The following is a 19,891-nucleotide window of genomic DNA, read 5'->3' on the forward strand; positions in this document are numbered from 1 at the left end:
CTTTTAAAGTAAACTTCCTTTATACCATTTTCTAAGCTGATTAATATGAGCCTGATGATAGCGGTTATGGTCAGCCATATGCCATAGGCCCCATCGAATGGTGGCTTGCTTTTCATTTTCATGTCCAAAAGTGACAACATTGTCTAGATCAGCATCTGTTAATTGTGTACATGTATCTTTCAACATTTTTATAACACCTTCATATTCAGATATGAGTGTGTTCAAAGACTTCCCTTTGACCATCGGAAGCCTATTATTTGTATCTATCATAGGTCCATATTGTTCTTTTAGAGCATCAGGAAGTGGTTGTCCTTTTATTCTGAACACCCAATTCAGATCAACATACATGATATGTTTGATTAATTGAGCGGTACTATTCATATTGTTATTCGGTCCCTTGTAATCTATTTCTTCTAGAGACATGCCATTAGTGATAACTTTAAGTCGTTGGCTATTTTCTTTCACAGTGGAATATAATATTCCTACAATTGGTGACATATTTGCTTCACCTTGTAAATCGTAAAGCATCTCAGTTTTTCCTCCTCACTTTTTTACTGATAAGCCATGTTCAAGCTAACCTGATAATATCAATCATTCTATGAAAATCCCATTATATTCCACAATCAAAATTTAAACAACCCTCCTCCAAAACGTTGACACCTTTACAAAAATCATTAATAGATTCTTCTTTCATTCTAGAGGATGTACTACTACTTCTTGTACTATTTTTCCTTTTATTTTATTTAGCTGTTCGAGACGATTTATCGTAAAAAATGTTTTAAAGATAGGTTTCTCTCAATAATTTCTTCTACAACTAACGTAGAGATTTCCTTTGCTCCCTTTAGATTGAAATGAGTATCATCTTTCAGCTCTTCAGGAAACTGCTCGAATTCTCCAGCCTTTGCCCACATAAACAAGTCCTTTGAACGTTCTGGACCATATCTTTCATATAGATGCTTGCTTTTTTCATGCAAGTCAATTAATTCCACACCTTCATCAACACTAAGCTCCTTCATAGCTTTTATATATTCACCATGGGTATCAATAATTTGCCCATTATGATCAAATGTTCGTCGATGCATCGAGGTAACTAATATTGGAATTGCACCTCTTTGTTTTGCACCATCTATATAAATGTTTAAATAGTTCTTATACGAAGAAAAAGGCTCTGTTCCACGCTCATCTGGCTTTTGGTCATTATGCCCAAACTGAATCATTAAAAAGTCATTGGGCTTTATCTGCTCCCAAATGGTGTCTAAGCGTCCTTCATCAATAAAGCTTTTCGAGCTCCGACCTGAGCGCGCATAATTAGCTACTGCTGCCTTATCTGATAAATATTTTGGAAACACCTGCCCCCATCCTGTATATGGAAATTGAGCTGCAGCTTGATCGGTTACAGTTGAGTCCCCAACTAAATAGATCGTTGGCATTTCGACTAGTTCTAGTTCTACATAATCTATATAGGGAGCCTCTCCTAAAAAGGCTATCTTAAAATACCCATCATCTACGTGACAAGCAAATGTCTCTTTCCTAAACTGGCCGGGCTCCGTTTTAATTTCCCCTAATACAAGTCTTCCAGCACCTGTTTTTATTATCACATGTGCTGGACGTTTTTCGTCTCCGACTACTACTGTTACCTTATATGTTCCATTTGCCACCTTCACGACAAAAGAAGGACGCGGAGATAAAGCGAAATCACCCGGAAATTGTTTATCATCCTCATTTTTCGAACGTTCAAGTGGTGTAAAAAATCCATAACCTAGTACACGGTTATAGAGCGCTTCCATTGAAATAAAAGTTTCATCCTGTTTCTTTCTGTATTCACCAAATTTGAATGTATATGATGTCATAGGTATCACCTATCCTTTTTATCTATCAACATAAATGGTAGCAATGGCTCTACACGTTGGTCATTTTTCAAATGTTTTGATTCATAATGATAATAACAAATATATACGCTTTTCATAATCAAAATAACCGATATCATTGTTTAAAAACTAGAGATATGTAAACTATTATTGCTCTGTCTTTAAGAAACTTGAACACATCAGTCCAACTCAGTACAGGAACATGTATACATTTTAAAACATGCCCAGTAGATTACCCGCATATTAAAAACATTCTAATTCGTTTTCGAAATTGACTTCAACACAAGCGACACGCGGAAATTCCTCAACAAAAAGTCTCAAAAAGGGATTCATCCCCCTTTTGAGACTTTAGTTATTCTACACTCCAAACTGCGCCTGATGCAGTCTACTATAAGAACCATCTTTCTCTAGCAATTCTTGATGACTCCCTTGCTCCTCGATGCCATTCTTTGTGACGACAACAATTTTGTCAGCATCCTTAATCGTTGCTAATCGGTGTGCAATGACAAGGGTTGTCCGTCCTTCAGACAGCTCTCGTAAAGACTGTTGGATCGCAAGCTCTGTCTCTGTATCTAAAGCTGAGGTTGCTTCATCTAAAATAAGAATTGGTGGATTTTTCAAGAACATCCGGGCAATCGCTAAGCGCTGCTTTTGCCCACCTGAAAGCTTGACCCCTCGCTCACCAATAATCGTATCAAGCCCCTCAGGCTGTGATTGAATTAACTCCTCTAGCTGCGCCCGTTTTGCCGCCTCCCATATTTCTTCTTCTGTTGCCTCTAGCTTTCCATAAGCAATATTTTCACGAAGGCTTCCGGAGAATAGAAAGACATCCTGTTGAACGATTCCAATTTGTTTGCGAAGTGATGTCATTTTCATGTTTCGAATATCTATACCGTCTATCGTAATGCTGCCAGCGGTCACTTCATAAAAGCGAGGGAGTAGGCTACAAAGCGTTGTCTTCCCTGCTCCTGAAGGGCCAACAAACGCTACCGTTTCACCAGGCTTTATCGTCAAATCAATATTAGTTAGAATGGAGGCCCCATTCTCATATCCAAACGAAACATCTTGATAACGAATATCTCCGGTTACTTCTTCGACCTCGATTGCATCGGGTGCATCCTGAATATCAGGCTCCGTATCCAGAAGATCCACATATCGCTTGAATCCAGCGATCCCTTTAGGATAACTTTCAATGACGGCATTAATCTTTTCAATTGGTCGGAATAACACGGCTGTTAAAAGGACAAATCCTACAAATTCACCATAAGTGAGCTCTCCTCTGATGACAAAATACGTACCACAAACGAGAACAAACAGCGATACTATCCTCATAACTAGATAGCTCGACGATGCGCTTTGCGCCATAATTTTATAGGACGTTAATTTGGTCAAACGGAAACGTTGGTTATTTACAGCAAATTGAGCTTTCTCATGTTTTTCGTTCGCAAAAGCTTGTACGACACGAATCCCACCAACATTATTCTCTACCCTTGCATTAAAATCAGCAATATCCTTGAACAAACTACGAAATGCTCCCGTCATCTTTTTATTAAAATAAATCGCTAACCAAATGAGGAACGGGATAACTAAAAACGTGAGTATCGCCATTTTCCAGTTGATATACAGCATCACAAAAAATGCACCAAACAAGGTCATAAACGCGAGAAAGACATCCTCTGGTCCATGGTGAGCCACTTCTCCAATCTCCATCAAATCATTGGTTAACCGCGACATCAAGTGACCCGTTTTATTATTATCAAAATAATTGAAGGATAGCTTTTGAATATGCTCAAACAGCTTTTTGCGCATATCGGTTTCAATGTTAATACCGAGCATGTGACCCCAATACGTCACGACATATTGGAGACCGGCATTAACACTATATAAAACTAGTAAACCAATACAAGCCCATGTAATGAGCGTCCAATCCTGACTAGGCAACAATTTATCTATAAATACGTTAACAACAAGAGGAAACCCTAATTCGAGTAGTCCTGCAATAATGGCACAGCTAAAATCCAAATAAAATAAACCTTTATAAGGTTTGTAATACGAAAAAAAACGCCGAATCATATCTAATTCCTTCTTTCTCTTTTGTCAGGTCTCAAGATGTTGAACTAAAGACATCCATAAACGATGTGTAAATTAACTCGATAATAATGAGAATCATTTACCATTATAAGTTGTACGATGAATTACATCAACTACGCCTTTCAGTCGTTTTTCCCTGTTATATTTCCTTACCATTTTTAAATATGTAAATAAAATACATGTTAGTATTTAATTAATCAAATGAAACCATTTAGGAGGGAACCAACATGACAGTAAAAAAGTTAAGAAACCCTGGAATCCTATCATTGATTTATTTAACTTATTTAATACTGAAATAGAAATAATAAGCCGAGGAGCTAGGCATCCTCGGCTTTCCTTTTGTATTTTAAACAAACGTTTAATTAAATTTTTGTTTCTTGTTATTACAAATCCGTCACGGCTCCTTTAGAAGCAGATGAAACCAATTTAGCATATTTGTTTAAAATTCCTCTTTCGTACTTAAGAGGTGGGGCAGTCCATTCTTTTAAACGTGCTTCCATCTCCTCTACAGTAACATTAACGTTTAATTCCTGTGTTTCACTATCAATTGTAATCATATCACCGTTTCTAAGAAGAGCAATTGGTCCCCCCACCTGCGCTTCTGGCGCAACATGTCCGACGACTAATCCATGCGTTCCTCCGGAAAAACGTCCATCCGTAATTAAGCCTACCTTTTCCCCTAAGCCTTTCCCGACGATAATCGCTGTAATCGAAAGCATTTCCGACATACCCGGACCTCCCTTTGGTCCAGCATACCGAATGACAACAATATCACCTTCGTTAATTTCGTTATTTAAAACGGCCTCCGTTGCTTCTGGCTCTGTATCAAACACCTTTGCTGGTCCGGTCATTTTCTTCACTTTCAAGCCAGACATTTTTGCAACGGCTCCTTCTGGCGCAAGATTGCCTTTTAACACAAAAAGTGGGCCACTTTCACGGATTGGATTAGCAAAGGAACGTATAATCTCTTGTCCTTCTTTTAATGATGGCTGTTCCGCCAAATTTTCCGCCAAGGTCTTTCCAGTAACAGTTAAACACTCTCCATGTAAGAGCCCATTCTCGAGCAATAATTTCATGACAGCTGAAACGCCCCCTACCTCATGGAGATTTTGCATAACATACTTACCACTCGGTTTTAAATCAGCTAGGTGAGGAACCTTTTTCCTGATTCGGTCAAAGTCGTCCAAGCTTAAATCGACATCAACTGAATGAGCGATCGCTAATAGATGGAGAAAGGCATTCGTTGAACCGCCAAGTGCCATAACAACGGTAATCGCATTTTCAAACGCCTTCTTCGTCATAATGTCTTTCGGGTAAATGCCCTTTCGTAACAGGTCAACTACAGCTTCACCGGCATTATTACAGTCTACCAATTTATCTGGTGATTCAGCTGGATTAGATGCACTTCCTGGCAAGCTCATCCCCATTGCTTCAATCGCTGATGCCATCGTATTAGCTGTATACATTCCCCCACAGGAGCCTGCCCCTGGACAAGCATGACACTCGATATCTTTAAACGTGTCATCATCCATATTGCCAGCACTTCGTTTCCCAACGGCTTCAAAGACAGAAACAATATCTAGGTCATCCCACGTTTTCGATTTTCCCGGTGCAATCGTCCCACCATATGTAAATACAGCAGGAACATTAAGTCGACCAATCGCAATCATACACCCAGGCATATTTTTATCACAGCCACCAATTGCTACAAGACCATCAAGACGTTGAGCCCCCATCACAGTTTCAATTGAATCAGCAATAACCTCGCGACTTGGTAATGAATAGCGCATGCCTTCATGCCCCATTGAAATACCGTCAGAAACCGTTATCGTGTTAAAAATAATCGGAGAGCCTCCACCTTGTTTGGCACCTTCTTTTGCCTCTAGCGCAAGCTTGTCGATATGAATATTACAAGGAGTTACTTCACTCCACGTACTTGCAATTCCAATCATTGGTTTTTTAAAGTCTTCATCCTTAAACCCCGTTGCTCTAAGCATCGCCCGATTCGGCGCACGATTTTCTCCTTCACTTATATCAATACTACGAATGCGCAAATCCTTATGTTCTTCTCCCATAATGACACTCTCCTTCTTATGTAGTTATTTATTATGTTCCACAAAACGTGGGACTTTAACCATTAATCGGACATTTTAGTTCGAAACCCTATTTTACACTTTTTACCTTTAATAGCGATTTATTAAAGTGAAATAATACGAAAGAGGTGGTAAATATGAAACGCTTTTGGTTAATCAAAGAGAAGGAGCAATATGCTGTTTATGATTCAAAAGAAAAGACAATAACAAATTGGGTCGTTTTACAAAACGAACATCGTGCACCAGAAGAAATGATTCTTGACATACGAAATAGCGCCGAGCGTCATGACGAAGAAGTCGGTGACATCGAAAACTTACATGGGCAGCCCCTTGTCAATGTTATCGGTGACAGTGATTAATGATTGGTTAAAAAAATAAGTTCTTAGGAGAAATTCGAATGTTAGTAGGTCTTATTAAGAAAGTATTAAAAAAATCGATCAATATTGAGCATTGGAAATTAATCATATTCGGTATTGTCTTTATCATTTTAAGTGGGTTTATCATGTATTGGTTAGAGCCAAAGGAATTCAAAACTCCTTTTAACGGGTTTTGGTTTGTTATGACTACGGTCTCCCAAGTAGGCTTTGGTGATTTTATCCCTAAAACGGTTGTCGGAAAGCTGTATACTGTCATCCTCTATCTCTGCGGAGTAGGCCTTTTTGCAATTATGATAGCGAAATGGATTGATTTACTTAATAATTATGAAGAAATGAGGGAGGCCGAAATCATGGGCTATCAAGGAGAACATCATCTCGTTATGATTAACTGGTCTCAAAAAACGAAAAAAACGATTGAGGGTATTTTAAGGCAAAACCCCTCAGCTAACATCGTTCTAATTGACCAAATGAGCAATTCTCCTATGAATCATAAACAAATTCATTACGTACAAGGTAACCCGTCAAAATCAGCTACTCTTGAGCGAGCAAATATTTTAAAAGCAGATTCTATTTGTATTTTTGCGATTGATTATCCCGCTGATCAAACGTCAGAGGATGGAAAAACATTATTAATTGCTTCTACCATTAAGCATTTAGCTAATCAACATGAAACAACAGCTAAAGTGATTGCTGAAATTTTAGACGAAGACCATATTTCAAATACGAATCAAGAGTTTGTCGATGAGTTTATTTTATCAACTAAACCATTTACTGATTTAATGGCATCAACAGCGCTTCGTACTCAACCATAACATCAAAAATGAAAGATAACCGTCTACTCTTTTAAGTAAGAGGCCATCTCAGTCATTAAGTGATCCATCTGCTTTGCGTACCCCTGATACATTTCCTTTGCTTCTTTATTTTCTGTTTGAAGGGAGAAGTTAACGAGATTCGATTGAAGCTGTTTAATGTTTGCAGCTACTAACAGCTTTTGTTTAATTTGCGGCATTTTAATCGTGTCATTAAATAAGTCGACATAAACATTCCCCTTTGAATCAATTTGGGCAAGAAATACGTCTCTAAAATCTTTGGCTCCTTGTTTAGTAATTTCTCCGAAAAGCCATTCTTTTGTATAACCATAATCAGTTAATGTTTTCTCCATTAGATTACCATCAATAATAACAAGACATGGTGCGGTTTCATTCTCAACAACCATCCCCATGTCCTTACGTGTTAGAGGCTGTAGTTCACTCTTTTTAATGACAGAAATTTGACCATTTTTCTCCATCGTTGCCGTTTGCACATCTGATAGCTTAAAAACATTATTTTGTCGGAGTAATATCATCATTTCATCTACTGTTAATGTTTCCTTTTTTAAATTTTTCTCAAGAATTTTCCCGTCCTTTATTAGCGTTGTTGGTTTCCCTTCAGTGAGGGCGCGAAATCTAGAGGATTTCAATTCTATTTTTGAGATAATAATTGGAAGTAATGACCACAGAACCATACCGACTAAAAAGTTTGACATCCGAATCTCGGAACTAAACGTTAATTCCGCAGCAATACTCCCGACTGATATTCCAACTATGTATTCATAATAGGTAATTTGCGTTATTTGTTTCTTTCCCATTAACCTTGCGAGTATTAGCATTAAAATAAATCCGGCGAGACCGCGGATTATTACGAGCGTTAATTCATTCATCTACTTCACCCTTTTTGACGTACTTTTTACATTATTGGGCAAACTAACACTATGCATACATAAAAGTAGGAGTGACAACGTGTGAATGGAAAACAATTAGTCCTAATCATAACGACTTTATTTTTATTAACAGGCTGTAATATCGTTCAGTCAGAGAAGGATCATCATTTATTTTCATCGATAACCGAGTTACAACACCATGTCGAGGAAGAGGCATGGACAGACGCTCTGTTAAACATTCAAGCATTTCAAAAGGAGTACGAACAGCGTAAGTGGAAATTACAGTTATTAGGTGCACTCGATGATTATAAAGAAATTGAGTTAGAGATCGCTTCATTAAAGGAGAGTTTAAAGGGTGAAGAGGAGTTAGAATCTAAAATTTCCTTGAGTCACATCAAACATCGTCTACAGTTAATTTATAACTTATAACAAGGGGTTGTCTCAAAAGCATAAAATGTGTAAGGCTGTGCCAAAAGGGCACTGAAAAAAAAGGGTGGGTTTCCCTTTTTTTTCAGTGCCCTTTAAGTAATGTGCGGAGCCGTTGCCTGGTTTTGAAAGCCCTTCTATGAGTGGTTTTCTCATAGCAAGGCGTGCAACGTGCGAAGCCATTACTTCTTCTTTGGTTTTTCAGTAGCCTCCGGGTTTCCCTTTTTTTTCAGTGACCTCGAAACTGTGGTTCTTCCATCTCTATTTGTTCCATCCGTTTTTCTAACCCTTCGATGAGTGGCTGCATTTCTAATGCAGCTTGAGCGTACTTTTGTTTAGCTACTTCATCCTTCGTTTGTTCGGAAAATGTTTCAAAGTTCGCTTGAACACTTTTCGCATTTGCTAATGCTTGCATAACTTGGGTAGCTACCGTCATAACCGCCATCCTCCTTTTTGTTTAGTTTCTCCTTTAAATAAGAAATCATAACTCGTCTTAGCTAGAGCATATTTACGTTCAGTTGGACATACATTTCTCTTGAAGGAGGTGGAATGTTCGATGACTTTTCTCTACGCCCATAGTTGGTTATTTTTTTTTCTATCAGAAGGATTAACATGGGTTGCCACTTTCTCCTTCTTTATTATTCGTTACCGTTTTAAGTTCAACAAGCTTAGTACATGGTGTTTAGCCTTTATTATATTCTGTACACTTTTTCAAACCCTTCTCGTTTCTATAAATTACTATTTCACTGGTTCTGTTTCTTTCTTCCAAGCGGTCATTCTCCTTTTTATTGTTTATGCCATTACATTAGGTAGTGGAGATTTTCAGCGTCTTGATAACTATATAAAGCGAAAATTCTTTATAGATGATCGGTATAAATACCGTATTCGAAGAAACCGTTCAGACGACGAAAGGCTATTTTTCCATAAAAGACGCCAACTCTTTATCATACATCTCGTTGCTTTTTCCTTATTCCATACACTCTGGTTTATCGTGAATTCTTCTCTCTTCCAACCTAAACCGGAAATGATAATAAAAACGCTGACCTACCCTCATCTTGGTTTTTTTGAATCGCCATTATTGAATATCGTTAGTTACATTTGGCGAATCCTATTTTTCTTTGACTTATGTATAAATATTATCTATAAAATACTAAGACGTTAAAGATACCGCCCCATTTGGTTAACAAACGATTGGGTCGATTTTAAGCTTTAGCTTCAATCATGTCACCTTGGTCCTTCTTTACCTTTTCTACTATTCCTAAAACATGAATTTCGTAATGCTCAGCTGATTTCCCTTGCTCTTTTGTTACTTTCGTTGCACCGTATAGTTCTTTGTTTTTTTGATTAAAGATCGCATCAAGATCGTGAATAATCCGATGGGAATAAATCAATGACTTAAAATCATAATGTTCCACAGCATAACGAGTAATCATAACAAAATTTTTAAGGTCATGATGGTAGCTTGGATGCGCCAATTCAATAATGTTCTCAATCTGATTGGCATTCGTATATAAACGATTCGTTTCCTTCTCCCAATACGTTTCCCGTTCTTTATACATTTCTTCAAATGCGCGATATCTACCAAAACCAACAATATCATTTAACTGTTCATGGGCCTGCTCAATTATTTTCGATACACGTTCTTCTTGAGCTTGTTCTTCGTCCTTAACCTCTTCCACTGTCGTTCTTTCACTGGAAAAATCGACAGTTACAGTTGCTAACAATAGATTAATGAGCATAAATGAGATGATTTTCATTCCCCTCTACCACCTTAGCTTCCTGGCTCTTATATTAAAAAAAGCATCTCACAGGTAATCAATTACCATGAGACACTTTTTAATTTGTGCAACATTTATAAAAACATGTGATATTAAGGGCATTGATAAAACCCTTGAAAGTCACACTAGGAAGCAACAATAGCTTCGCACATTGCTTCAGTGCCCTTGTGACAAACGCTTAATCTCCAGCACTAATTATCTAACCTAAACTCCTCCATATACGTGAGTTCTGCTATTAAGCAGATTATGAGGTTATTTAAAATAATCAGGATAAAGCTCTTTCAATTGCTCTTTCTCTACAATGACTAACTTCAAATGCTGAATCATTATTTCTTCTGCCCGGTCTGGATTTTTAGACGAAATCGCTTCGAAAAGCTGCCTATGCTGATTAAACACAACCTTCCAATCGAGGTTCGATAATAGCCGCAGCATTCGAACTCTGTCAAAATGACAATTCATTTGCCTAACCATTCTCCATGAACGACTTTTGTTACAGCCATCAAACAGAATTTTATGGAACTCCTCATCTAGATCAAATAAGCGTTGATGCGTTCCTTTTTCCATGCAAAACCTCTGCATCTCTATATTCGTCTCTAATTGAAACAAGAGATTTTCATCAAACTTTTCACAAGCTTCCCTAACAACCGCCCTCTCAATATGCTCCCTGATAAACCGACCTTCTTCTACAATACTTAAATCAATCGGTGATACAATTGTTCCGCTTTGTGGAATAATCGCTAGAAGCTCCTCTTGCGCTAATTTTAAGAATGCTTCCCTAACTGGTGTACGACTTACATTTAATTTTACAGCAACCTCTTTTTCAGAAATCTTCGCACCAGGTTTCAATTCTGAACTAATGATTTGTTCTTTAATTATTTGATACACATAATCACGTGTTGAACCTTTAATATGAGTATTCGATGAAGTTATAATAGTCACCCCACTAAAAGTTTTTAATACTAGTATGGTAGTTAAAATTACATTATATTGTGATTTTGCTCAGACTTCAAGGCAATGGGGAACATTCTGTTTATCCTCTCACTATGTATGTATCGGTGTTCCTTTCTATGCTGTAATCTTCATCCTTCCTCTATTAAAACATCAAAAAACCCTTTCACAAATGAGCGTAATGTTAGTTCTACATACTTCTTGTGGCCACCCATGTGATAAACTTCTTGATGATTATCTACACTAAACTCTAGCTTCGGTTTTCCACGATTAGCACGGTGACCCGCTATGTGAGCAGCACTCGTTTCCCACGCTTTCCAATCACTTTCTGATTCCCAGCGAATCATGATAATGACTTCCTCGTCTCCTCTTCTTTGTTTTTTCTTTAATACACTTAGATCAACAACGCCTGGCTGTTGTTCAATTAGTATTTTTAAAAAGTCTAGGAATCTACGTATATTTAATCGATAATGGGAAACACTATAACTATTCCCCCTTTAAAGCTGCGGTTAACGACTGTAGCTTTTTTTTATTAAACTCTTAACTATTAAAATCTTATCTACATTCTTAACAGGTACACACACGATTTTCGAGATACGATATTTTGTAAAAGCGGATTTAAGGAACATACAAAAGGCTGTGCCAAAAGGGTTTTTTCCCCTTTTGGCACAGCCTTCAGTTTGTAGCACGTCTCTATTTAGCACCATGCTTCTCTACATACATGCGTTTGTCAGCAACACTATATAATTCGTCTATTGTCTCGCCATCGTGAGGATAACAACTAATACCGATACTAGCAGATAGACGTATTTGTTTTTGATTAAAAAGCTTCAATGGTATGGCAAGCTTTTGTTGAATGTTTTCGATCATTTGTTCTGTTTCCCCAACATCTAGCAACAGAACAAATTCGTCTCCCCCTAATCGCGCAGCATGATGTTTACCTTTAGTTACTTCTTTTAAAACATTTGCAATATGCTGAATAGCATGATCGCCAGCTTGATGTCCGAATGTATCGTTGATCTGCTTCAATTTGTTTAAGTCAAGCAATAGAAGATTAAACATCTCTTTTCTGCTTAATAAATCAGTTATTTGTTTTTCGAATGCAGCACGATTTGACAAGCCCGTTAATAGGTCATGGTAAGCGAGATACTGTACTCTCTCCTCTTTGACTTTCGTTTCCGTAATGTCCTTTACCATCACAAACTGTAGCGTTTTTCCTTCTACGATAATAAAATCGGAATCAACTAATAACGTTAGCTGTTTTCCTAATCTATTTACAAAAGATAGTTCAACATTTTCCAATTTAAGTTGTTGTTTAAATACGTTTTGATGCTCCTCAATAAACGTTTTCTCGTCGATTCCACTTAAAAACGAGAGTAAGGATGATTGAATAAGCTCCTCCCTTGTCACACCTAAATAGCGAGGAACTTGTGGGCTTGCCTCATGAACGATCGCTTCTTCATCGATCATGAGGATTCCAAGAGGTGACCGTTGAAATAAAATATTATACCGTCTCTCGTATGACGATAAATAATCGAATCTTGACATACTAATGAAGATAGCAATTGCCCAAAATAAAGAGCCATGCGGCATGATAAAGTAAAAAAAGTTGGCGATACTCGTATTTGGGAAAAGTATTGCTACTGATAACGTAACTGCTGTCCATACAAAATAGATTCCGATTCCCTTTAACCATAACTTTGCAGCATTATTTCCTTTTTTGATTTCAAGTATTGTTAAAATAATGACAATTGAAAGATATGAAAAATCAACCAACCACAGCAAATATAATCCGGTTCCAGGGATATACTTCGATTCTAATGAATGGGCATTCCCGTTTAACATCCATGATTCAAAAGGTAATGTCATTAACATCACAATGCCTGGGACAAATAAAAGTTTAAGATATTTCCCATTTTTCTTCTTGTACATGTTTGCATTCATTAACCAAAGATGTAGAGACAATAATGCGCCGATGGCTATCGACCCATTCACCCAATAAATACTAATCGTGTTAAAGTATTTCGGATAAATAATCAAAGAAGTGAACACACCGAAAAACCACATTGATGAGAACACATACAATAGGCTACATGTGATATGTCTAGCACTATAACGATTATGACTATAAATCATGCCTGCCATAAAAATAAAGATACATGCGGGAATCAGGTACAATACAGAGTACAATACTACCTTCAAAAAAATCACCTCCCCCACTTATAATGTTCTCTTTAAAAAAACTTAAAACCTATTCCTAAACCTGCTTCATTAACTCACCTAACGTGCGAAGCCATTGCTGCTTCCTAGTGCGCCTTTCTAGAACTTTTTCAGTGGCTTCATTTACAGCAGTTTACTTAGTCGTTTCTTTGTAACCCGGCTGTCATGCTGTGTTTAAACCCGTGGCTTTGCGTCCTATGCTTTCGCAAAGTTTTCCAAATACTATTTAATTAGTATTATTATACTACATTTTTACTAGGTCCGAATCTTTATTCGTTCGCATCCTCCACTTTTTTGATGCTTTCACAAACTCGTCAATAGTCCTTTATATCACTTTAACTTATTTAAATCTCATCAAAGCTCTGTTATTACCTTCAATAAAAACGATTCCAAATAATGTCATTGTAATAAAATAGCTATAAATATCAAACTAAATGGGAGAGATACTATGCATATTATTGATTTAAGTGTTCCATTAAGTCCAAACTACCAAAGCGCCATGGTTGATGAATAAGTCCAGAAAAAAAGAAAAACATCTCGATATTTCCTTACAAGATGTCTTTCTTTTCTATAAGTAGAATAGGAGAATTATTTACTATGAAGAATCCGCGGGAACTATTATACTTCTCTTTCGAATTCCTGGAACAACTTGAATGCTTTAACTTGTCGAGAGAGACGATTTCACCGATACGGCAGCCAGTTAAGAACATAATTCAGCTAAATATTCCTTCAGTTGATTGTTAGATGACTCGATGGATACATCATTATGAACGCTTGCGGATAGCCCATTCGGCCACGATGAGGTTGATCACCCAACCCGCACCCATTAATAGCGCTCCGCTGAGCTCACTCGGTGGGCCAATGATCAATACCCCGGCCAAATGGGTCAGAACCTGGGTACCAGCACCAAGCCCGATCGCATAGCTTCTAATCATCCATGCACGGTGCCGGCTCACGTCCCCTCGTAGGATCGCGGCAAAGCCGAGGATAATGGACACAACCATGGCGGACCCAAACAGGAGCCGCAATACATAAAGCAACTCACCGGTGCCATCCGGGCGGGGATAGAACAGGGTCATCCACAGCCCTGAAAGCCCAACCAACAGTCCGCATGAAACCAGGAGCCGCCCGGCAGCGCGATGCCAGCTGGGCCTGCGCCGACGGAAACCGGTTGCGAACTGGAACGCGCCCAGGATGGCATATACGCTCGCGGTCAGGATATGCAACACCACCGGCAGGGGCGACGCAAAGAACCGTGCGTTGGCCGGCGTGATTTCCGCTCCGCCCACTAACTCGGTTAGACGTAAGGCCCCTGCGACGATCGGAACGGCGCTCAGCACGAGCAGTGCGGCGATGAGCCACTTTGACGAAACTGCTTTTGCCGGCGCTTTCGTTTTCTGAGGCTTAGGTTTCCCTATATCATTATGCTGAGGCACATCGGGGGCTTGATCTTCATCATAGACATTTGTTTTCATAATTCAGCTCCTTGAACGAATTTACGCAGTGCTGTATGCGTTTCATAGCGCATTCCGAAGATACCGGACAGGGCCGGGTAAGGGTTACGAGGCTTTCTTTCGCCGTTCAGACCAGAGCGCATATCCCAACCAAGCCAACCAGCCTCTTTCACTTGCCTGGCGTAAATCCCAGCAATGCCGATCAGGCCGAAGAGAGACATGGCGATGGTCAAGTAGTGGATAATTGCCCATGCACCGGTAGTTACTGACGAAAGATTTTCAGGTGGAAGAATCGGCTGAATGACTATGAAAAGGATCCCTGCCGCCATAGCTGCTAAACCTCCCCAACGGATGAGATTCGAGGCTGTCATCTTCATGTTGCTCTCCAATCTGGCTTCTGAGAAAAAGTTGCAGTACCAACCACTTTAAAGACAAGAATTAATTCCATTTTTACCGCCCTCTTTTTATTAATTTATAAACGGTAAAGCAAAAACAATCTTAGTTCTTACTGCTTTGTGTTGTCCCCATAAAAGAATACCTCTTCCAAAGGTAAGTTAAAGGCGTTAGCAATACGAAAAGCCAGTTCTAGAGATGGGGAGTAGTTTCCCTTTTCTAGAGCCACGATGGTTTGTCTTGTTACGCCTACCTTGTCAGCTAATTGCTGCTGGGTCATTTCATCATGGTTGAAGCGTAATTTTCTGATATGATTGCCGACAAGATTTTTGCTCATATTAGACTCCTTTCCGATAGTGATAAAGTTTTGTGACAGAACCGGTCACATCTGAGATAAATCCGAAGATGATCAGGGTCACGAACATCACCTGTAACGGCTGTTCGATCACCAGCGATCCCATGGCAAGAAGAAAACCAAGAACAAACACAAAGAAAGAATTTCGAAATGATCTCAGTTCAATAATTTTATCCATTTCATCTGCAAAGGATGGTTCCTTTTCTCCCGTCGTTATTCGGAAGACGATGTTGAAAGCAATGCTGTTCACGATATGCGCAACAATGGAAACCAACGTCAAGATGAGAACGAAGGAACCCCAAAAACGAAAAGTTTCCGTTGAATCCTGTAAACCATCGGGATACTGCGGATACATGTATGCACAATAAGCTCCGAAAATAATGATTGTGCTGATCAGTGATACGATGCTCTTCTTTTCTTGATAGGTCATGTTTACCTCCTGTATACTCCTTTTTACATAGAGTAAATTTATATATACATAATGTAAAATAAACTATACATCAAGTCAAGTATAAATTACATAAATAGGCCGGACACAGCCTAATAGTCCATGTGCCGGCCTTCATGGGGACGCAACTGGTCAGGGGTTAAATAGCTTTCTCCCTTGCACTAGCCTCAAATCTTTTATTCCTTTTTCCATTTTTGCTATTTTACATACGTAAACGTATAAACTCTAACGCCACTAACCTTAACCCGTTTTTTAAAAACGATTAAAGTGGGTCTTATTTCTAGAAGGGTAGCGCTTTTAAATTTTCATAAGAGTTGAAGATTGTTAGCATCAAAAAAAAGGGGGCAAAATCCCCCTTTTCCTAAGTATTAATTAATATTAATTTTCATTTGCAATTTGTTCGAGCTTTTTAATGATTTGTCTTACAGAATTAAAGCACGAAGTGAATGAGTTCATACAAGAATACAATAATCATCGTTACCAATGGGGATTAATGAAAATGACCCCGGCTCAATACCGAGGTCATTTACTAGCTGCTTAAGTCTCTTTTTATTAACTGTCCATTTTATGGGGTACAGTTCATCCCCTTACTTCCCTGCTTCCCTCAATAGTCCATTTTTTTCAACCATCTAGATAGTTTTTCTTCCCTTGCCTCTTTGTCATAATTTTTATTCTTAAATTTTCCTAGTTGTTGTTCTCCGACAATTTGGCCATCCACCATATAAAGGACACGCTCTGATTTTGCTGCCACTTTCACATCATGTGTGACTAATAGAACCGTCGTCCCTAAGTGGTTAATATCCGCTAGTATCTCCATAATTTCATTAGAAGATTTTGAATTTAATGCACCCGTCGGCTCGTCACCAAATAGAATATCAGGTTGATTAATAAGGGCGCGACAGATGCCTACTCTTTGTAATTGCCCACCTGAAGCCTGCGTAATGTCATGATGAGCTAGATTTAGAATACCTGTTTTTTTCATTAATTCAATAGCACTTTTGTAGATATGCTCTCGACTAAACTTTTTTGCCATATAACCGGATAAAATGATGTTATCGATAATAGATAAGTTTTTTAGGAGGTGGCTTTGCTGAAAAATAAAGCCCATTTTATTCAACCGTATGCTAGATAGGTCTTTTTCGGAAAGCGTTGATAATTCCTGACCATCGAAAAAAACGCTACCTGCTGTCATGCGATCCATACCGCTAATCGTATAGAGTAATGTTGATTTACCACAACCTGATGGACCCATCACAGAAACAAATTCGCCCTTTTTCATTTGCAGGTCGACACTTTTAAGTACCTCAAGTTGATTATTTTTACTTATCTCATACGTTTTACCTAGCTGCTTCGATTCCAAGATCATCTCCATGTCATTCCCTCCTAGTTTATATCAGATATTCGGATTTGTTTGATTGAGGTAATGCTCAGCAACGTTGTTATCGCCACAGCACTCATTAACATCAGTGGGTAAACAATATAAGCTTGAACAGGGTCGATTACGAACTTCACGTTGGAAGCGCCCATAAATGAAAATAAAGCACTCACCAGACTCTGACCAATCGTGTTTGAAAAAATCGTTCCCGTTATTATGGCGACCCCTAGTATGATCAATAGCTTGGAGACATATTGGATTTGAAGATGCTTCGTTGAAAATCCTATGCTCTTCATCACTGCCATTTGGTCATAATCCTTGGCGACTAGCATTTTCATAAAAAAGGATGTAATGAGCATTGCGACAAATAGGGAAATCAGAACGGTTATCATTGTTATTATGCTCAGCTGCTCAATCGTATTTCCTAACGTCTGGGTTAAGTACCCCTCCATATCTGTCACTTTTGCTGATTGGAAAGACCGTGCATATTCATCTATCTTGTCACGAATAGAAATATGCGGTTTGACATTCAAACTAACTTCATACCAAAGGGCGGTTTCAGGATTAATAGGGAATAATGCTTTTGCTGTTCGACCACCGTTGGTCACATCCTGATAAATCCCACTAACAATCATCCTTCTGTCTTGACCATCAATGATTAGCCGGATAGGCGCGCCAACTCTGCTTTCTAGCTCCTGAGCATTTAAATAGGATAAGGCAATCTCATGTTCATTTGTCGGCGCATCCCCTTCTAAGTACGCCAAAGGAAAAATTGAAAAATTCCCCGTTTCAACCATGATGTTTTCATGGACTCCATCTGAATTGACGACCTGCTGCTGGCTTGTAATAATCGGTGAAAACCGCTCAACATCGGTATCGTTGCGAATATATGTGATCACATCATTAAATTTTTCTACGGCATTCTCCGTATGTTGCACATCAATACGGATATCACTTCTCTCAATCCCCATATAAGTAATGAAATGCGAAGACTGAATCGTATTGAGAAAGTTTACCGTGATAATGATAATAAAGGAACAAATAAAGAACACAAACAATATGAGACTATACATCTTTAATCGTCCTAAAACATCTTTGAACACAAGGAACGTATTCACATTCATTCCTCTGCTCTTATGAAGCTTTAGCATGCTTCCAAATTTGTTGGTTTCTCTAACACTTTCTGAACGCAAAGCCTCCACGGCTGATATATGATTGAACCTTCTAAGAATGAAATGACAGCTCAGTACGAAAATGAAGAAGATGAAGATCATGGCTAATAAGGGGATCATATGCAGTAAACTACTTTTCGGGGCTGTACCGATATATAACATCATATTCGCTGTAAACATTTGACTGAGTGGTAATGAAGCGATATACCCGCTTATACACGCCATCGCTGCTAAAAAGATGTACTTGAACTGGTATAGTTTTTTCAAATCGCCTTGTCGAATCCCAATCGCCTTTAATACACCGATTTCTTTGTAGTCTTCCTCAATAGCCGCGATAATGGTAAACCTCAAACAGAGAAGGGCAATCATCATCAGCAAAAGACTGACTAGCATAATGACTGCAGCCACAATCCCATCTGTAATCGCATGAAGCATTTGAAACAATTGATAATCAATGCTCGGGCCCTGCATCGGCAAATCAGCTGATTGATACGCATTTCTTAATTCTTTCAGCTTGCTTAAATCAGTAAGTTGAAATTCAATCATGTACTCAACGTCTCCAAAGCTCGTTTTAAGCATGTCAAAGTCATCTTCATTCACAACAAAGCGCTTTGAATGAATGATGGACGGGTTCATCATCACATCTCGTACAAACTCCACAACGGTAAATTCCTTCTCAATCCCTTGGTGGGAAACGGTCAAATTGTCACCAAGTTGTATATTCTTTTGCTGCATATAATAAATCGGAACGGCTATTTCTCCTTGTGAAACGTCAATAACCTCACTTTCTAAGTTCAACAGGAAATCAAAGGAACGGTTTTGTTTAACAAAATAATGATCCATGACAGTATTTCGGTCTGTTAAAGGACCGTCTTCCACCTCTATATTTGTTCCATGGATATTGACCATCTCGACAGTCTGCTGATCTTTTACCAAGTTGTGACTTAATGCGAATTCATCAATGGAGTCTTGATCCAAGTCTCCAGCATGCATTTGAACAAAATGTGGAGCATTTGATTTTGCAAACAAACCATGTATAGAATTTGATAGTTCGGTCATGATAGTTGCACCACTAACAATAAGTAAAGCTGATAGGAAAATGAAAATAAACAACCCGATCGTGATAATCCTATTTTTGAGAAAGTCTTTCTTTACTATTTTCAATAACATTTTATTCCCCTTCTCCTTCTCCTA

21 protein-coding genes and 1 riboswitch are annotated in these 19,891 nt (G+C 38.5%); of the genes, 5 read left to right on the plus strand and 16 right to left on the minus strand.

The genetic code is table 11. The features are described from left to right. Window positions 1-3 precede the first annotated feature (3 nt). The 4 genes from B1R93_RS05375 to ilvD all read right to left on the minus strand — a co-directional run bounded on the left by B1R93_RS05375 (window position 4) and on the right by ilvD (window position 6,034). On the minus strand, window positions 4-528 hold the full coding sequence (locus tag B1R93_RS05375) for a DinB family protein (RefSeq protein ID WP_088102918.1): 525 nt from the start codon (window positions 526-528) through the stop codon (window positions 4-6). A 233-nt stretch (window positions 529-761) separates the two neighbouring features. Continuing rightward, window positions 762-1,850 (minus strand): rhamnogalacturonan acetylesterase, encoded by a 1,089-nt coding sequence (locus B1R93_RS05380; protein WP_088102919.1) that lies wholly within the window; start codon window positions 1,848-1,850, stop codon window positions 762-764. 375 nt (window positions 1,851-2,225) lie between these two features. Then, window positions 2,226-3,941 (minus strand): ABC transporter ATP-binding protein, encoded by a 1,716-nt coding sequence (locus tag B1R93_RS05385; RefSeq protein WP_088102920.1) that lies wholly within the window; start codon window positions 3,939-3,941, stop codon window positions 2,226-2,228. 401 nt (window positions 3,942-4,342) lie between these two features. Beyond that, window positions 4,343-6,034, minus strand: coding sequence for a dihydroxy-acid dehydratase (ilvD, locus tag B1R93_RS05390; protein WP_088102921.1), 1,692 nt, complete (start codon window positions 6,032-6,034; stop codon window positions 4,343-4,345). Between the two features lie 155 nt (window positions 6,035-6,189). Here ilvD and B1R93_RS05395 point away from each other — a divergent pair, with 155 nt between their 5' ends. Both B1R93_RS05395 and B1R93_RS05400 read left to right on the plus strand, forming a co-directional pair. Beyond that, window positions 6,190-6,411: a hypothetical protein gene (locus B1R93_RS05395; RefSeq protein ID WP_088102922.1), complete on the plus strand. Its 222-nt coding sequence runs from the start codon at window positions 6,190-6,192 to the stop codon at window positions 6,409-6,411. A gap of 38 nt (window positions 6,412-6,449) precedes the next feature. Further along, complete coding sequence (locus B1R93_RS05400) at window positions 6,450-7,241, plus strand: potassium channel family protein (RefSeq protein WP_088102923.1); 792 nt, start codon at window positions 6,450-6,452, stop codon at window positions 7,239-7,241. Between the two features lie 23 nt (window positions 7,242-7,264). Here the strand turns inward: B1R93_RS05400 and B1R93_RS05405 are convergent, their stop codons facing one another. Then, window positions 7,265-8,128: a DUF421 domain-containing protein gene (locus B1R93_RS05405; RefSeq protein WP_088102924.1), complete on the minus strand. Its 864-nt coding sequence runs from the start codon at window positions 8,126-8,128 to the stop codon at window positions 7,265-7,267. Between the two features lie 81 nt (window positions 8,129-8,209). Between B1R93_RS05405 and B1R93_RS05410 the strand changes: the two genes are divergently transcribed. After that, window positions 8,210-8,557 carry a DUF4363 family protein gene (locus B1R93_RS05410; protein WP_088102925.1) on the plus strand — a complete coding sequence of 116 codons (348 nt, stop codon included), beginning with the start codon at window positions 8,210-8,212 and terminating at the stop codon, window positions 8,555-8,557. Between the two features lie 226 nt (window positions 8,558-8,783). Here B1R93_RS05410 and B1R93_RS05415 read toward each other — a convergent pair whose 3' ends face one another. Beyond that, complete coding sequence (locus B1R93_RS05415; protein ID WP_088102926.1) at window positions 8,784-8,990, minus strand: DUF1657 domain-containing protein; 207 nt, start codon at window positions 8,988-8,990, stop codon at window positions 8,784-8,786. 120 nt (window positions 8,991-9,110) lie between these two features. On the opposite strand from B1R93_RS05415, the gene B1R93_RS05420 reads away from it, so the two are divergent. After that, on the plus strand, window positions 9,111-9,716 hold the full coding sequence (locus tag B1R93_RS05420; RefSeq protein ID WP_088102927.1) for a hypothetical protein: 606 nt from the start codon (window positions 9,111-9,113) through the stop codon (window positions 9,714-9,716). A gap of 40 nt (window positions 9,717-9,756) precedes the next feature. Here B1R93_RS05420 and B1R93_RS05425 read toward each other — a convergent pair whose 3' ends face one another. The 8 genes from B1R93_RS05425 to B1R93_RS05460 all read right to left on the minus strand — a co-directional run bounded on the left by B1R93_RS05425 (window position 9,757) and on the right by B1R93_RS05460 (window position 16,132). Beyond that, window positions 9,757-10,311: a hypothetical protein gene (locus tag B1R93_RS05425; protein WP_088102928.1), complete on the minus strand. Its 555-nt coding sequence runs from the start codon at window positions 10,309-10,311 to the stop codon at window positions 9,757-9,759. Window positions 10,312-10,584: 273 nt separating this feature from the next. Next, window positions 10,585-11,262, minus strand: coding sequence for a GntR family transcriptional regulator (locus B1R93_RS05430; RefSeq protein ID WP_207634136.1), 678 nt, complete (start codon window positions 11,260-11,262; stop codon window positions 10,585-10,587). Window positions 11,263-11,411: 149 nt separating this feature from the next. Next, window positions 11,412-11,738, minus strand: coding sequence for an antibiotic biosynthesis monooxygenase family protein (locus B1R93_RS05435; RefSeq protein ID WP_088102930.1), 327 nt, complete (start codon window positions 11,736-11,738; stop codon window positions 11,412-11,414). A 235-nt stretch (window positions 11,739-11,973) separates the two neighbouring features. Next, on the minus strand, window positions 11,974-13,482 hold the full coding sequence (locus B1R93_RS05440; protein WP_088102931.1) for a GGDEF domain-containing protein: 1,509 nt from the start codon (window positions 13,480-13,482) through the stop codon (window positions 11,974-11,976). Between the two features lie 165 nt (window positions 13,483-13,647). After that, window positions 13,648-13,727: riboswitch (cyclic di-GMP riboswitch) on the minus strand. A gap of 537 nt (window positions 13,728-14,264) precedes the next feature. Further along, window positions 14,265-14,975, minus strand: a complete 711-nt coding sequence (locus B1R93_RS05445) for a DUF2306 domain-containing protein (RefSeq protein WP_088102932.1) — start codon at window positions 14,973-14,975, stop codon at window positions 14,265-14,267. Next, entirely contained in the window at window positions 14,972-15,331 is a 360-nt protein-coding gene (locus tag B1R93_RS05450) for a hypothetical protein (RefSeq protein WP_088102933.1), read from the minus strand. Before B1R93_RS05450 ends, B1R93_RS05445 begins: the two co-directional genes overlap by 4 nt. Window positions 15,332-15,459: 128 nt before the next feature. Then, the gene (locus B1R93_RS05455; RefSeq protein WP_088102934.1) at window positions 15,460-15,684 is read right to left on the minus strand and encodes a helix-turn-helix transcriptional regulator; all 225 of its coding nucleotides are present in this window, start codon (window positions 15,682-15,684) and stop codon (window positions 15,460-15,462) included. Window position 15,685: 1 nt separating this feature from the next. Continuing rightward, a complete protein-coding gene (locus B1R93_RS05460; RefSeq protein ID WP_088102935.1) occupies window positions 15,686-16,132 on the minus strand; it encodes a hypothetical protein in 447 nt (148 codons plus the stop codon). Between the two features lie 430 nt (window positions 16,133-16,562). On the opposite strand from B1R93_RS05460, the gene B1R93_RS05465 reads away from it, so the two are divergent. Further along, on the plus strand, window positions 16,563-16,691 hold the full coding sequence (locus B1R93_RS05465; protein WP_088102936.1) for an IS3 family transposase: 129 nt from the start codon (window positions 16,563-16,565) through the stop codon (window positions 16,689-16,691). Between the two features lie 63 nt (window positions 16,692-16,754). Here B1R93_RS05465 and B1R93_RS05470 read toward each other — a convergent pair whose 3' ends face one another. Beyond that, on the minus strand, window positions 16,755-17,522 hold the full coding sequence (locus tag B1R93_RS05470) for an ABC transporter ATP-binding protein (protein WP_088102937.1): 768 nt from the start codon (window positions 17,520-17,522) through the stop codon (window positions 16,755-16,757). 11 nt (window positions 17,523-17,533) lie between these two features. Next, entirely contained in the window at window positions 17,534-19,867 is a 2,334-nt protein-coding gene (locus B1R93_RS05475) for an ABC transporter permease (protein ID WP_088102938.1), read from the minus strand. Between the last annotated feature and the right edge of the window lie 24 nt (window positions 19,868-19,891).

The sequence above is a fragment of the Halalkalibacter urbisdiaboli genome, from assembly GCF_002156385.1.
GTDB lineage: Bacteria > Bacillota > Bacilli > Bacillales > Bacillaceae_D > Halalkalibacter_A > Halalkalibacter_A urbisdiaboli.